Origin of the sequence: Clostridium sp. AM58-1XD, assembly GCF_003464085.1 — a bacterium.
Lineage (GTDB): Bacteria > Bacillota > Clostridia > Lachnospirales > Lachnospiraceae > Lachnoclostridium_A.
Map to the genome: position 1 here is coordinate 74,692 of NZ_QSDR01000001.1, position 13,600 is coordinate 88,291.

The 13,600-nt window shown below is 46.1% G+C and carries 11 protein-coding genes; 7 read left to right on the forward strand and 4 right to left on the reverse strand.

Annotated features, from left to right (window positions below; translation table 11 throughout):
- The first annotated feature begins 64 nt into the window (after positions 1-64).
- Positions 65-1,420, forward strand: a complete 1,356-nt coding sequence (locus DXA13_RS00350; protein WP_243008896.1) for an MATE family efflux transporter — start codon at positions 65-67, stop codon at positions 1,418-1,420.
- Positions 1,416-2,393 (forward strand): tRNA-dihydrouridine synthase, encoded by a 978-nt coding sequence (locus DXA13_RS00355; RefSeq protein ID WP_118241300.1) that lies wholly within the window; start codon positions 1,416-1,418, stop codon positions 2,391-2,393. Before DXA13_RS00350 ends, DXA13_RS00355 begins: the two co-directional genes overlap by 5 nt.
- Positions 2,394-3,078: 685 nt before the next feature.
- Here DXA13_RS00355 and DXA13_RS00360 read toward each other — a convergent pair.
- Complete coding sequence (locus DXA13_RS00360) at positions 3,079-4,029, reverse strand: radical SAM protein (RefSeq protein ID WP_118241301.1); 951 nt, start codon at positions 4,027-4,029, stop codon at positions 3,079-3,081.
- Positions 4,030-4,195: 166 nt separating this feature from the next.
- Between DXA13_RS00360 and DXA13_RS00365 the strand changes: the two genes are divergently transcribed.
- Together DXA13_RS00365 and DXA13_RS00370 are read left to right on the forward strand one after the other, a co-directional pair.
- Positions 4,196-4,948 (forward strand): AzlC family ABC transporter permease, encoded by a 753-nt coding sequence (locus DXA13_RS00365; protein ID WP_118241193.1) that lies wholly within the window; start codon positions 4,196-4,198, stop codon positions 4,946-4,948.
- The gene (locus tag DXA13_RS00370) at positions 4,945-5,301 is read left to right on the forward strand and encodes an AzlD domain-containing protein (protein ID WP_118241194.1); all 357 of its coding nucleotides are present in this window, start codon (positions 4,945-4,947) and stop codon (positions 5,299-5,301) included. The genes DXA13_RS00365 and DXA13_RS00370 overlap by 4 nt, the downstream gene beginning before the upstream one ends.
- A gap of 221 nt (positions 5,302-5,522) precedes the next feature.
- On the opposite strand, the gene DXA13_RS00375 is transcribed toward DXA13_RS00370, so the two are convergent.
- From DXA13_RS00375 to DXA13_RS00385, 3 genes are all read right to left on the reverse strand, one after another.
- Positions 5,523-6,887 carry an MATE family efflux transporter gene (locus DXA13_RS00375; RefSeq protein WP_118241195.1) on the reverse strand — a complete coding sequence of 455 codons (1,365 nt, stop codon included), beginning with the start codon at positions 6,885-6,887 and terminating at the stop codon, positions 5,523-5,525.
- A 73-nt stretch (positions 6,888-6,960) separates the two neighbouring features.
- A complete protein-coding gene (locus DXA13_RS00380; protein WP_118241196.1) occupies positions 6,961-8,145 on the reverse strand; it encodes an HD domain-containing phosphohydrolase in 1,185 nt (394 codons plus the stop codon).
- A gap of 140 nt (positions 8,146-8,285) precedes the next feature.
- Entirely contained in the window at positions 8,286-8,477 is a 192-nt protein-coding gene (locus tag DXA13_RS00385; RefSeq protein WP_118241197.1) for a hypothetical protein, read from the reverse strand.
- A 191-nt stretch (positions 8,478-8,668) separates the two neighbouring features.
- On the opposite strand from DXA13_RS00385, the gene ftsH reads away from it, so the two are divergent.
- From ftsH to DXA13_RS00400, 3 genes are all read left to right on the forward strand, one after another.
- Positions 8,669-10,762 (forward strand): ATP-dependent zinc metalloprotease FtsH, encoded by a 2,094-nt coding sequence (ftsH, locus tag DXA13_RS00390; protein WP_118241198.1) that lies wholly within the window; start codon positions 8,669-8,671, stop codon positions 10,760-10,762.
- Positions 10,763-11,118: 356 nt separating this feature from the next.
- Entirely contained in the window at positions 11,119-12,126 is a 1,008-nt protein-coding gene (locus DXA13_RS00395) for a 4-hydroxythreonine-4-phosphate dehydrogenase PdxA (protein ID WP_118241199.1), read from the forward strand.
- 134 nt (positions 12,127-12,260) lie between these two features.
- Positions 12,261-13,538 carry a TRAP transporter large permease gene (locus DXA13_RS00400; RefSeq protein ID WP_118241200.1) on the forward strand — a complete coding sequence of 426 codons (1,278 nt, stop codon included), beginning with the start codon at positions 12,261-12,263 and terminating at the stop codon, positions 13,536-13,538.
- Positions 13,539-13,600: the final 62 nt, after the last annotated feature.

Consider the following 13,600-nt stretch of genomic DNA (forward strand, 5'->3'; position numbering starts at 1 on the left):
TTGATTTTTCCTGGGTATTTCTGTAGAATAACACAGATTAAGTAATACATGGAAGGACAATGAAATGACAAAAGATATGACTTCGGGAAATCCCGTCAAATTAATACTAGGATTTATGATACCTGTATATCTGGGAAATATATTTCAGCAGTTTTATAACCTGGCCGATGCCATGATTGCAGGAAAATTTATCGGCGTTGACGCTCTTGCGGCCATCGGGAGCACCACGTCCCTTATTTTTCTTGTCATTGGATGGCTGAATGGTATTACCAGCGGATTTGCGATTCTGATCGCTCAGTGTTTTGGAGCCGGAAAATATGACAGGATGCGTCATTATTTGGCAATGTCGGTGTATCTCTGCGTTGGATTCGTTATACTGATGACGGCCGGATTGCTGGTGTTCAACGTGCCGATTCTGAGAATGATGAACGCGCCGGAAGACCTGATCGGTGACATTGCCGGATATCTGGCGATAATCTATGCAGGGCTTTTCGTGACGGCCGCTTATAACGGGCTGGCTGCCGTCCTGAGGGCTCTGGGGGACAGCCGTTCTCCGCTGTACTTTCTGATTATATCTGCAATCATTAACGTGTTTCTGGATATCGCATTTATCGTCTATTTCCATATGGGTGTGGAAGGCTGCGGCTATGCGACCGTCATTTCCCAGGGAATATCGGCGCTCCTGTGCCTGATCTACATGATAAAGAAATTTTCCATACTGAAGCTTCAGAAAAGGGACTGGGAGTTTTCCGTTTCCAGCGCTTCCAAGATGCTGGGACTGGGTGTTCCTATGGGGCTCCAGTTCTCCATTACTGCCATTGGAACGATTATCGTACAGGGGGCGGTCAACGTATACGGCGCCGTTTATATGGCAGGATTCTCGGCTGCCGGAAAAATCCAGAATATTATTTCAACCATTTATGTGGCCTTTGGTGCGACGATTGCCACTTATGTGGGACAGAACAGGGGAGCAGGAAGAATGGATCGGGTGCACCAGGGAGTGAAAGTGACCCAGACGATGATCCTGATTACCAGCATCTTTGTAATGGCTGCCGTCCATTTCGGCGGTCCATTCCTTACGACGCTGTTTATTGATCCGGGAGAGACAGAGGCGATTCAGTCTTCCCTTACTTATTTTCATACGGTTGTCCTGTTTTATCCGTTTCTGGGAAGCATATTTCTGTACCGAAACGCACTGCAGGGGCTTGGATATGGCCTTGTGCCCATGATGGGAGGCGTTTTCGAGCTGGTAGCCAGAGCGGCCGTGATTATGGCGATCGCCGGGCGGCTTGGCTTTATGGGCGTCTGCCTGTCGGACCCAATGGCGTGGCTGGCGGCTCTGATCCCGATTGTTCCGTATTATTTTATGAAAATGAGAAAAATAAAATTGACAGAAAGAACAGAGGCTGCGTATGATTAAATATTATTTTGCTCCCATGGAGGGAATTACATGGTATATATACAGGAATGCCCATCATGCTGTTTTTGGAGGAATTGACACGTATTATACGCCGTTTATTGTGCCGACCACGAAAAAGGGCATGCGTTCCAGAGAACTGAATGATATTATTCCGGAAAACAACAGGGAGGGGATCCGTATTGTACCGCAGATTCTGACGAATAAAGCGGAAGATTTTCTCTCTACGGCAGAAAAGCTGAAGGCCTTTGGATATGATGAGGTGAATTTGAATCTGGGCTGCCCTTCAGGCACAGTGGTGGCTAAGGGAAAAGGATCAGGATTTCTGGCAGATCCGGATGGAATAGACAGGTTCCTGGATACGGTATGTTCCTCTCTTGGCATGAAGCTGTCTGTGAAGACGAGAATCGGAAAAGAGAGTCCTGATGAGTTTGGAAGGCTGCTGGAGATATTCAACCGGTATCCGTTGGAAATGCTCATCGTTCATCCGAGAGTTCAAAAGGATTATTATAAGAATTATCCGAATCTTTGCGTCTTCCGGGAAGCCCTGAAGAAGAGCAGAAATCCTGTCTGTTATAACGGCGATCTCTTTTCAGAAGGTGATCTGAACCGTTTTACATCGGAGTTTCCTGAGGCAGAACATGTGATGATCGGCAGAGGGCTGGTCAGAAATCCGGCGCTTGTACGCCAGTTTATTTCAGGTGAGCAGTTAAAAAGGGAAGAACTGAAGCGCTTTCATGATGATATATATGAAGGGTATTCTTCCATTCTCTCAGGGGACAGAAATATTCTTTTCCGTATGAAGGAGCTGTGGGCTTATATGATCCCGCTTTTTGAGGGCGGCGAAAAGGCTGGAAAGAAAATAAAAAAAGCTGAAAAACGGCTGATCTACGAAGAAGCAGTGAAAGAACTGTTCGAACATCATGAACTGATCCCGGAGGATTCGTGCAGAAGAGGCGAGAGTCTGAATAATTGACAGACTATTCTGAAAAAACAGGACAAAAATGGGATAAATATTGTATAAAAATAGAAACAATTGTAATCAATTGATAAAATTTACATAAAGACAAAATTATTGATTAAAAAATGAAAAAAGTATTGACAAATACGAGCCTTTTGGCTATAATGAAAGTGTCAAAAGGAAAGAGGACAAAAGAAAAAAGAAATGAAAAGAGTACAGTTAGATAAAAAATAAAAGAAGGAGGGTGAGTCCACCAGAAATGTAAGTTCAGTTTCATTTACAAACATAAGTAAATGAGACAAAAGGAAAAACTCATGTACCGGCAGGGAAGAACTATTCAGTAATGAAAAATATGATGAGAGCCTATAGAAGATTATCAGACAGAAAAGAATTTGATTATATGACGAGAAAGTATAAGAAAAAGGATTTCTAAGACAGATAACATATAGAGAAAACGATGACAGAAGCAAAAAATCATAGAGGTTCGGAAATGGCGGAGTGAGGAGTAAAAATTTAATATAGAAAGCAATTTCATACATAATGATTAAAAAGGAAAGTATGAAAAATCCGATGAAAGGAATTAAGTCCAATGGATGAGATAGTATAAAAGCGGATATCGAAAATAAGTTGACAATTCGATATCCGCTTTTGCTGTGCCGTTTCTTGTTTCATTCACGTAAAGTTCTACCTTCAACCGTTCTTAAAGGCCTTCTAAATCGAATGGAGGCGTATATTCTTCTTTCGCACTGCTTTTTTTCTGCATATACCCATCGGTTAATCCGAGCTCAACTGCAAAATCCAGTACTTGATTATATTCATATGATGTTATTCTTCGATTCAGTTCAGGAAAATCCTTGCTGTGATAAAAGGGGGTGTACTGACTCATCAGGCTGATATAATACTTTTTGTCCGGAAGGCTATTTTTGATCCAGGAGAGAAGGCGCTTTGAATCTTCTTTCTGACCGGGCAGCACCATATGGCGTATAATGACGCCCTTTTTTATGAGTTGACAGGTTCCTTTTGGACCGCTGTATTCTACAAATACAGGAGCGCCTGTCTGATCGATCATGGCCGGGATGGCTTGCCGGGCATATGTAAAGTAGTCGCCTGCTCTGGAATATTTTCCGGAAACTTCAGGGCTTGCGTATTTGAGGTCGGGAAGATAGATGTCCACATAGCCGTTCAGAGCCCTGATTGTTTCCGGCCGTTCGTAGCCGCCGCAGTTGTAGACGACAGGCACCAGGAGCTGGCTGCGGATCAGATCGAGGGCGCTGATAATGGATGGGAGGTATTGGGTTGCAGTAACCAGGTTAATATTGTGGGCGCCGTCGTCCTGAAGGCGGAGAAAGACATCGGCCAGCTGCCTGACGGAAAGCTCCTTTCCGAAGTTTTCACTGCTGATCTGGTAGTTCTGGCAGAAACAGCAGCGCAGAGTACAGCCGCTGAAAAATACGGTTCCACTGCCGTTTAAGCCGCTGATACACGGTTCTTCCCACATGTGAAGAGCCGCTCTGGCAGCGCGTACCTGGGAGGTACAGCCGCAGAAGCCGAGACGGCCGGGCGGGCGGCCTGCGCCATCAGAAGGCTGTGATGAATCTGTACGGTCAATGCCGCACATACGGGGACATAAGTCGCATGACTGGTAATTCATATCGTTCCTTTCGGCCTTTTCCACGTTTTCCTCAGCCATAAGATTGACAAAAGAAAAAAAGGTCTGTAAAATACTTTACCATAGCGCTCCATTAAAGATGAAACAGCCATTGGATCTCATGGAGCAAAGTATAACACAGTTATCTTGTAAGAAAAAGAGGAAGATTATGAAAAATAAGAGAGCTGCCGCATTAAAATATGCATTTCCCAAGACAGTGCCGGTTATGGTAGGATATCTGTTCCTGGGAGCAGCATACGGGATTTTAATGGCGGTAAATGGATTTGGAATCGGATGGTCTGTAGCGGCCAGTCTTATTATTTATGCGGGGAGCCTTCAGTATCTGGGAGTGAATCTCCTTGCGGCAGGCGTGAGCCCTGTTTATGGTTTCTTTATGGCGCTGATGATCAATGCAAGGCACCTGTTTTATGGGATTTCCATGCTGGATAAATACCGGGATGTGAAGCGCTTTAAGCCGTACCTGATTTTTGCGCTTACGGACGAAACGTTTTCCGTGCTCTGTGCAGAAGAGGTGCCGGAAGGGATGGAAAAGGACTGGGTCTATCTATGGACAGCGCTTCTGGACCAGTGCTACTGGGTTTTGGGAACGGCAGTCGGAGCACTGATGGGAAGTATGATATCGTTTAATACAAAAGGGCTGGATTTTGCATTGACGGCTCTGTTTATTGTAATTTTTACAGACCAGTGGAAAAATAAGAGCGGCCACTGGCCGGCGATGGCTGGAATTTTCGTATCGGCAGCGAGCTTATTTCTGTTTGGAAAGAATAATTTTATCGTTCCGGCTATGATTGGAATCATCGCCGTGCTGGCGGCCGGAGAGGCATTTGGAAGGAAAAGAGACAGTCGCGCGAGCGGCTGTAAGAATACAGCGGAAACTTTAAGGGAGGAAAATCAGGTATGAAGATGAAAATAATATTGATTGCCGTGATGGCAGCTGCTACGATTATCACGCGTTTTCTGCCGTTCCTCGTATTTCCCGCCGGGAAAAAGACCCCGGCATACATCGATTTTCTGGGAAAGACCCTTCCGTTTGCAACGATCGGCCTGCTGGTTGTGTACTGTCTGAAGGACAGCCTGATCGGGCTGAGAGCTGCGGCAGCAGGCGCTGCAGAATTCTATCCTTCTTCAGCCGGAATTCCGGAATTCCTGGCGGCGGCCGTCATTGTTGCCCTTCACCGCTGGAAAGGAAATTCGCTGCTTAGTATCGGCGCAGGAACCGTTTTTTATATGGTACTGGTCCAAGTTGCTTTTTAAACGGCCGTTTATTAATATGAATTTTTTATAAAATAATTGGGGATTCAATTGATAATGCAATCCGCATATGTAATACTTTGAGAATACAAATCGAATAGGGCTTTGGCAGATAATGTCATAAGCCTATGCTTTTAAAATAAAATATTACACGTGTAGGAGAAGAAAAGGAAGCGCTTTTGGAGACGGAGATATTCTTTCCTAGTGTAATAAAAAACGGGCGGTCAAACGACCGCCCGTCCTTTCCAACGCCCGCTTTTGTAGCGGATAAAAAAGCATACCATTCGGACGCACCAGTCAAGCACCATGGCTACCCAGACGCCGAACACGCCAAGCCCCAGATATTTGCCGAGTATGTAGCTGAATATAATGCGGCAGATCCACATGGAGATAATGGATGACATCATGCTGAAACGGACATCTCCCGACGCCCGGAATGTAGCCGGAAGGGCGAAGGAGAGCGGCCAGATCACACAGGCACAGGCGCTGTGGAACACCATGATTTTCATCGTTTCCGCAGCCGTTGCAGCGGAAAGGTTATAGGCTTTCAGTACGACTGGCATGCAGCCGAGAGTAATTGCTACCGTAACAAAGATACATGCGTATACGATAATGAGGAGTTTCTTCGTATAATAGATCACCTGCTCGTAATCTCCGGCGCCTACACACTGGGCGATAACGGTCGTGATCGCCAGGGAAACAGCCATGCCGGGGAGTACCTCAAAGGCGGCCAGAACGTTGGAGACCGCATTCGCCGCAATAGCAAAGGTACCGAATGTGGATACGAGACTGAGCACGATAATTTTGCCCAGCTGGAACATGCTGTTCTCCAGTCCGTTTGGAATGCCTATGTGAAGTATTTTCTTTATTACATTCCAGCGAAAATGAAAATTTAAGGACTTATTAATATGGAGAGGAAGTGTTTCGTTGCACAAAAGGATCGTAATCAGAACAGCAGCCACGATACGCGATACCAGAGTCGGAATAGCGACACCCTCCGTGCCCCGGTGGAATCCATAGATGAGAATGGCATTTCCGGATACATTGATGATATTCATGATAATCGATACCTTCATAGAGACTTTGGAATTGCCCATCGAACGGAAAATTGCGGCACCGGCATTGTAGATCGCTATAAATGGAATGGAAGCGGATACGATGATCAGATAGATATTCGCGTGTTCCATGACATCGGCATCGATCTTTCCGAATACGGTATGCAGAATAAAGCTTTTGCCGAGATATAGAAAGGCCATGATGACGAGAGCTATGACCGTGACAAACCATACCAGCTGGTCGGAAGCTTCACACGCCTTTTTTGTATTTTTCTGTCCCAGATATTGACCAGCCACAACGGCACCGCCGGTGGCGAGAGCAGCGAATATATTAATTAGAAGGAGCATTACACTGTCCACCAGCGATACACCGGAAACGGCAGCTTCGCCAACGCTTGCGATCATGATGGAATCTGCCATGCCGACGAGAACGGCCAGCAGCTGTTCTACAATCAGCGGAATAATGAGGGAAACCAGCATTTGATTCGTAAATAGATAATGGCTCCTGTCTGTTTTTATCTTTCGTGCTTTCATAATATAAGCCTCCTGTTGATGTATTAACACATTATATAACGAAGTTTTTACACAAACAAGTGGAATGTAAAATTTAGATAAAAACATGGTTGATGTCTTCTGTGATAGTTCCGTCAAGAAAACCACGGCTTACCATATCCCTCATCATGGACATGGTCTTTTCGTGTGAAAATCCATCCTTATACGGACGTGGCTCTGTCAGGGCCTGGTAGATGTCAAGGCACGCCATGAGCCGGGAATTCTGATCCAGGTCGTCTGCCGTCTTTCCAAACGGATATCCTTTGCCGTCCAGTTTTTCATGATGATAGGATGCCCAACGGACAATATCGTCCATTCCATCGATTCCAGACAGGATTTTCCACGTATACCATGCGTGAGTCTTAATATGGGCATACTCTTTATCATCCAGCTTTCCCGGTTTTTCCAGAACGCCGTTGGATACGGCCAGTTTGCCGATGTCGTGGACTGCGCCTGCGAAATACAGCTTTTCCTGCATTTCTTCACCGTACCCATAATACTGCGCCATAATTTTTGCCTTTTCCGCTATCCCGATAGAATGCCTTCTGGTAAACGCTGACTTCGAGTCGATAATTTTAGCAAAAAATAAAGCCAGATCCCTAAGCTGACCCTCCGCATGACTGACAATCCTCTGGGGGAGCTTGTTTTTCAAAAGAGCAGCCAGACTGCCGTTCTGCATCTGAAGCAGAAGGTCCGGACGGAAGATGTCAAGAAACAGTTCCACGTGTTTAGGGTCGAACATAATTCCGCACTGCGACTGAAGAAATTTCTGAATCTGCAGAAAACTGCCGTCGCGGTACGTATCCAGATGGCACTCGGCGTCCAGACGGTCTGCAAGATGGATTAGCTGCGCTGTTTCCGGTATTTCATTTCCTTTTTTATGAAAGGGACCGCTGCCGTCTACATTTTCGTGATGATAGAGAACCGTTCCTTTCATATCGGTATAAAAAGGGATATCCTGGACATCCTTTTCTCCGACAAGGCAGTGTTCCGCCAGGTTCGTGATCGGGCTGCCGGCCGGATATGTATAATAGGACCGGGGCAGGGCGCAGTCATGGAGCACCGCGCATGTTACAAGGTCTAAAAGCTTCTGGTCGTCCATGCCGAGGGCTTCCCCGATGGAAGCGCTGATGTAGGCCACGCGCCTGGCATGAAACGTGGTAACGCCGATAAAGCTGCGTTCAACATAATCCAGACCGCTGGAAAAAGCAAAGAGTAAGTCGTTAAAATTAAGTGTCATCGGAACGGTCCTTTCTGGTAATATTGTATAAGCGTACGATAGTTTACAATAATTTTCAACTATTTTTATCGTGTACGTGCCCAGGAATATGTAGCGACTGCTGCAAAAAGAGGAAAAGCAGCAGTCTACAGGGAATCCTTTTATCGGATGTCGTTTCTCGGACCTGCAGCTCTGGGAAGAAAATGGTACAGCTCATCATAGGATTCCAGCTCAGCTTCATCCTGAGGAAGAGAAGGGATCAGCCCGGTGCAGTCCATGGATGAACAGGAGTTCATACCATAATCTACGAATTCTCTGTATTCAATATGGTCGTTTTCTTCAGTCGTTTTCATTCAGTACCTCGCTTCCTGAGGAATCATCGATCTGCATCGTCATTAGTATGTGCAGAAAAAGTTTCCGTATGAATGACATAATTTGAATGTTTTAGAAAAATATTTATCTTTTGTTTATTGATTTATGGAAAGACTGACATTATAATGGTATGGAATAGAATAGGGGTACTATTCAGATGGGAGAAACACATATGAATAATAACAATAACCAGAATAATAACGGAAAATCTCCGAAGAACGGAGGGCAGACCTTAACAATCCTGGTGGTTGCTGCAATTATTACATTCCTTTCCGTGTATTTTATGAAGAACACACTTTTAAAATCCACGACGGAAGAGATTACCTATGATGCGTTTATCGAAGCCGTAAACGAAGGGGAGATCGAATCCGTTGAAGCGGGAAACGCAGAAATCACCATTAATCCTAAAAGCGATTCCAAGAAATTTTCACCTTGGAAAAGCTATTACACGATCCGCATGGAAGGCGACGACCAGCTGACAAGAAGGCTGGAAAGCCACGGGATTGAAATGAAAAGGGATAAGCAGAGCAACAGTCTGCTGCTGGAGATAGCCAGCTCACTCTTGTGGTTCGGATTTATCGTATTCCTTATGAATCTGATGATGCGCCGCATGGGCGGAGGCGGACTCATGGGCGTTGGAAAAAGCAATGCCAAGGTATATGTCCAGAAGGAGACAGGCATAACCTTTAAAGACGTAGCAGGAGAAGACGAAGCGAAGGAATCGTTGACGGAGATCGTGGATTTCCTGCACAACCCTGCGAAATACACGAAGATCGGCGCCAAACTTCCAAAAGGAGCTTTGCTTGTGGGCCCTCCTGGAACGGGTAAGACTCTGCTTGCAAAAGCGGTTGCCGGAGAGGCGAAGGTTCCTTTTTATTCCCTGTCTGGTTCTGATTTTGTAGAGATGTTTGTGGGTGTGGGAGCCTCCCGTGTCAGGGATCTGTTTAAACAGGCGCAGGAATCTGCACCGTGTATCATATTTATTGACGAGATCGATGCTATCGGCAAGAGCCGTGATTCCAGATTTGGAGGCGGCAATGACGAGAGAGAGCAGACGCTGAACCAGCTGCTGTCTGAGATGGACGGTTTCGACTCTTCCAAGGGTCTGCTGGTGCTTGGAGCTACCAACCGTCCGGAGATCCTCGATCCGGCGCTGCTGCGTCCCGGCCGTTTCGACCGCCGTGTGATCGTCGACAAACCTGATTTAAAGGGAAGAGTTAACATTCTGAAGGTGCATTCCAAGGATGTGCTTCTGGATGAAACCGTAGATTTTGAAGAGATAGCCCTTGCCACATCAGGAGCGGTAGGCGCCGATCTGGCGAACATGATGAATGAAGCGGCGATCATGGCAGTCAAACATGGACGTCAGGCCGTTTCCCAGAAAGACCTCTTTGAGGCTGTAGAGGTTGTCCTAGTAGGAAAAGAAAAGAAAGACAGAATTCTAAGCAAGGAAGAGAGAAGGATCGTTTCCTATCATGAGGTCGGCCATGCTCTCGTCAGCGCGCTGCAGAAGGATTCCGAACCGGTTCAGAAGATTACGATTGTGCCGCGTACCATGGGTGCACTCGGTTACGTTATGCACGTGCCGGAAGAAGAAAAATTCCTTAATACAAAAAAAGAAATTCAGGCTATGCTCGTCGGCTTCCTGGCGGGCCGTGCAGCGGAAGAGCTTGTATTTGATACGGTTACAACAGGCGCTGCTAATGATATCGAACAGGCTACAAGAATCGCCCGCGCAATGGTGACGCAGTACGGCATGTCCGAAAAATTCGGACTTATGGGACTTGAAACGCAGGAAAACCAGTATCTTACCGGTCGTTCAGTTTTGAACTGCGGCGATGCAACAGCGGCCGAAATCGACCAGGAAGTTATGATGATACTGAAAAATTCCTATGAAGAGGCAAAGCGGCTGCTCGGAGAAAACAGAGAGGCCATGGATAAGATTGCTGAATTCCTGATTGAAAAGGAAACCATTACAGGCAAGGAATTCATGAAGATTTTCCGACAGGTAAAAGGGATTCCGGAGCCGGAAGAAGAAAAATCAGCGGCGGAACATTTGGATGAAGCCGTGGAAAAGCGTACGGCGGCAGGAGAAGCAAAAGACTGCATATCCAGGGAAGAGCTGTCGGCTGCTTCTGCATCGAAAGAGCCGTCAGAGGCTGGGGACGAAGGAGAACCGGTCGAAAAAGCCATTGAGGGAAAATCAGTTCCCGAACTGGAGGAAGAGAACCGGGAAGAGGAAGTACAGGACCAGGAAAATAAATAAGGTCAGGAAATATATGAAAAATATGAAAAGGCCCGTTCCGGCAGGACTGCATCAGGCAGTCTGCCGGAACGGGCCTTTTACATGCGGCCGCTGCGCTGCATAGACAATAAACGGAATAAGCAACAAAAAAACGGCAACATTTGTTGCATGCGCAACGAAAATGAAACAGTATGAAAACATTATTGAAAATTACAAAAAAAGAATGAAAAAAATCTTAACGAAATTTAAACAATGTGCACAAAAACAAATTTTGAAACTTGTGTAATATACACAAGAAATGACAATAAAAAATTGGTTGGCACATCAATTGCTCTAATTACAAGTGTGATAGATAAAAAGAGGGAAGGAGGATTATTATGAATGAAAAACCAGTTTTAGGCATTATTCTGGGAGATGCGGCCGGCGTAGGACCTGAAATTATTACGAAGCTGGCAGCAGAGAAATTCTATGACGAATACTGCCGTCCTGTCATTCTTGGGGATGCAAGGGTATTTGAACGTGGAGCCGGAATTAATGGATTGAGTATTAAGACGCAGATCATTGACAAGATCGATGAAGCGACATGGGAAGACGGAATTCCGATTCTGAACCAGAAAGACCTGGATCCGGATGAAGCGCCCTTCGGTGAACTTTCCATTGCAAGCGGAAGAGCGTGCCTGAAACTACTGAAGCTTGGAATTGAGCTGTTCCAGTCAGGAAAGATTGACGGATTTTGCTTCGGACCGCTGAATAAAGCAGGAATGATACAGGCAGGATGCCGGTTTGAGAGTGAGCATCACTATATGGCACATCTTCTGAATCATACGGCGCCTTTCGGCGAAATCAATGTGGTTGACAACATGTGGACGACCAGGACAACCAGTCATATTCCGATTTCAAAAGTGAGTGAAAACCTGACTCAGGAAAAGATCGTCAGAGCGATTACTCTTGCCGACACAACGCTTAAAAACACTGGACTTGAGAGACCAAGACTGGGTATTGCAGCGCTGAATCCCCACTGCGGTGAGAACGGAAAATGTGGCCGGGAAGAGATTGAGGTCATTGGACCTGCGGTGGAAGAGGCGCAGAGAATGGGAATTCATGCGTCAGGACCCTGGTCTTCAGACATTCTGTTCCATAAAGCCTTTAACGGAGAATTTGACGGGGTTGTGACCATGTATCATGATCAGGGACAGATTGCTTTAAAGCTGAGAGGCTTTGAACGCGGAATAACGATTGCCGGAGGTCTTCCGGTACCGATTGCAACATGTGGTCACGGAACGGCCTATGACATTGCAGGAAAGGGAATCGTAAAAACGACCTCCTTTGAGAATGCGGTGAAGATGACTGCGAAGATGGCGGCGCATGTGAGAGAAAACAAATAAAAAATAGTGACGCGCCTGTAAAGACCGAAACTATTTGCTACGGCTTGACCGGCAGGTCAAGGCGGTTCCCGCCCGTTTTTATGAAGCGAGGAACAAGCGTAATAAAAAACATACATAGGTAAGAGGTGATCAGTGTGAATCTATTTGTATTAGTTGCTTCATTCTTTATATTACTGTTCTTGGGAATCCCGATTGCATATGCGCTCTGTATGTCATCCCTGCTTTACATGGTCGTGTATTCCGATGTGCCGCTGATTATTATAGCACAGCAGATGTTAAAGGGCGTCGATTCCTTTACGCTGATGGCTATCCCGTTTTTTGTAATTGCAGGAAGCCTTATGCAGAACGGCGGTATAGCCCGAAGGATGGTTAATTTTGCAAAGAGCTGTATCGGTTTTATTCCGGGCGGCCTTGCAGTCGTTACAGTTGTAACAAGTATGATCTTTGCAGCCATGACAGGTGCAGGCGCGGCTACAACAGCAGCAGTAGGCGGAATCATGATTCCTTTCATGAGAGACGAAGGCTATGATGCTGACTATGCCAGTGCAGTACAGGCTGTGGGCGGTATCTTCGGACCGCTGATTCCACCAAGCGTACTGATGGTTCTTTACGGAGTTGCTTCCGGAGAATCCGTTGGCGATATGCTCCTTGCAGGTCTTCTGCCGGGACTGTTTCTGGGTGTTATCGTAATTGCAGTTGTTCTGTTCCAGTGCGTGAAGAAAGGATACAGAGGTTCTGGTTCCTTTAATATTAAAGAGGTTGGTTCCTCCTTTATTAAAGCCATCTGGGCAATGCTCGCTCCCGTCATCATTCTGGGAGGAATCTATTCCGGTCTGTTTACACCGACCGAAGCTTCTGCAGTTGCATGTTTCTATTGCCTGTTTATCGGTATTTTTGTATACCGTGAAATTAAGCCGAAAGAGGTATGCAACATCGTATATGACGGCGTTAAGAGTGCCGCCAGCATCATGTTTATCGTTGGCGCTACACAGGTATTTGGCTGGGTAATCACGAGAGAAGGAATTCCGCAGATGGTTGCGGAGCTGTTTACAAGCTCCATCAGCAGTCCGCTCGTATTTCTGCTTGCAGTATGCCTGATTCTGTTAGTAGCAGGATGTTTTATCGACGCAGTTCCGGCGCTTCTTATTTTCGCTCCGATCTTCTGCCCGACAGCACTTGCATACGGCATTGACATGATTCATTTTGGCGTTGTTATGGTCGTTGTCCTTTGTATCGGCCTTGTTACACCACCGGTTGGAATCAACCTGTTCGTCGCCTCTTCCGTAGGCGGAGAACCGATCCACAAGATTATTCCTCATCTGCCGAAGCTGATTTTGGCAATTATGGTGGGAGCACTCTTCATCGTACTGATTCCGGCTATGTCCACGTTCCTTCCAAGTCTTCTTAAATAATAAATGAAAGAAACGTTCCATTAAGTAAGCAACATGGGCCGGCGGGCCAGATACTATAAACG

Coding starts and splice junctions, on each gene's coding strand:
- DXA13_RS00350 (WP_243008896.1), top strand. CDS start 65: ATGACAAAAGATATGACTTCGGGAAATCCCGTCAAATTAATACTAGGA.
- DXA13_RS00360 (WP_118241301.1), bottom strand. CDS start 4,029: ATGAATTACCAGTCATGCGACTTATGTCCCCGTATGTGCGGCATTGAC.
- DXA13_RS00365 (WP_118241193.1), top strand. CDS start 4,196: ATGAAAAATAAGAGAGCTGCCGCATTAAAATATGCATTTCCCAAGACA.
- DXA13_RS00370 (WP_118241194.1), top strand. CDS start 4,945: ATGAAGATGAAAATAATATTGATTGCCGTGATGGCAGCTGCTACGATT.
- DXA13_RS00375 (WP_118241195.1), bottom strand. CDS start 6,887: ATGAAAGCACGAAAGATAAAAACAGACAGGAGCCATTATCTATTTACG.
- DXA13_RS00380 (WP_118241196.1), bottom strand. CDS start 8,145: ATGACACTTAATTTTAACGACTTACTCTTTGCTTTTTCCAGCGGTCTG.
- DXA13_RS00385 (WP_118241197.1), bottom strand. CDS start 8,477: ATGAAAACGACTGAAGAAAACGACCATATTGAATACAGAGAATTCGTA.
- ftsH (WP_118241198.1), top strand. CDS start 8,669: ATGAATAATAACAATAACCAGAATAATAACGGAAAATCTCCGAAGAAC.
- DXA13_RS00395 (WP_118241199.1), top strand. CDS start 11,119: ATGAATGAAAAACCAGTTTTAGGCATTATTCTGGGAGATGCGGCCGGC.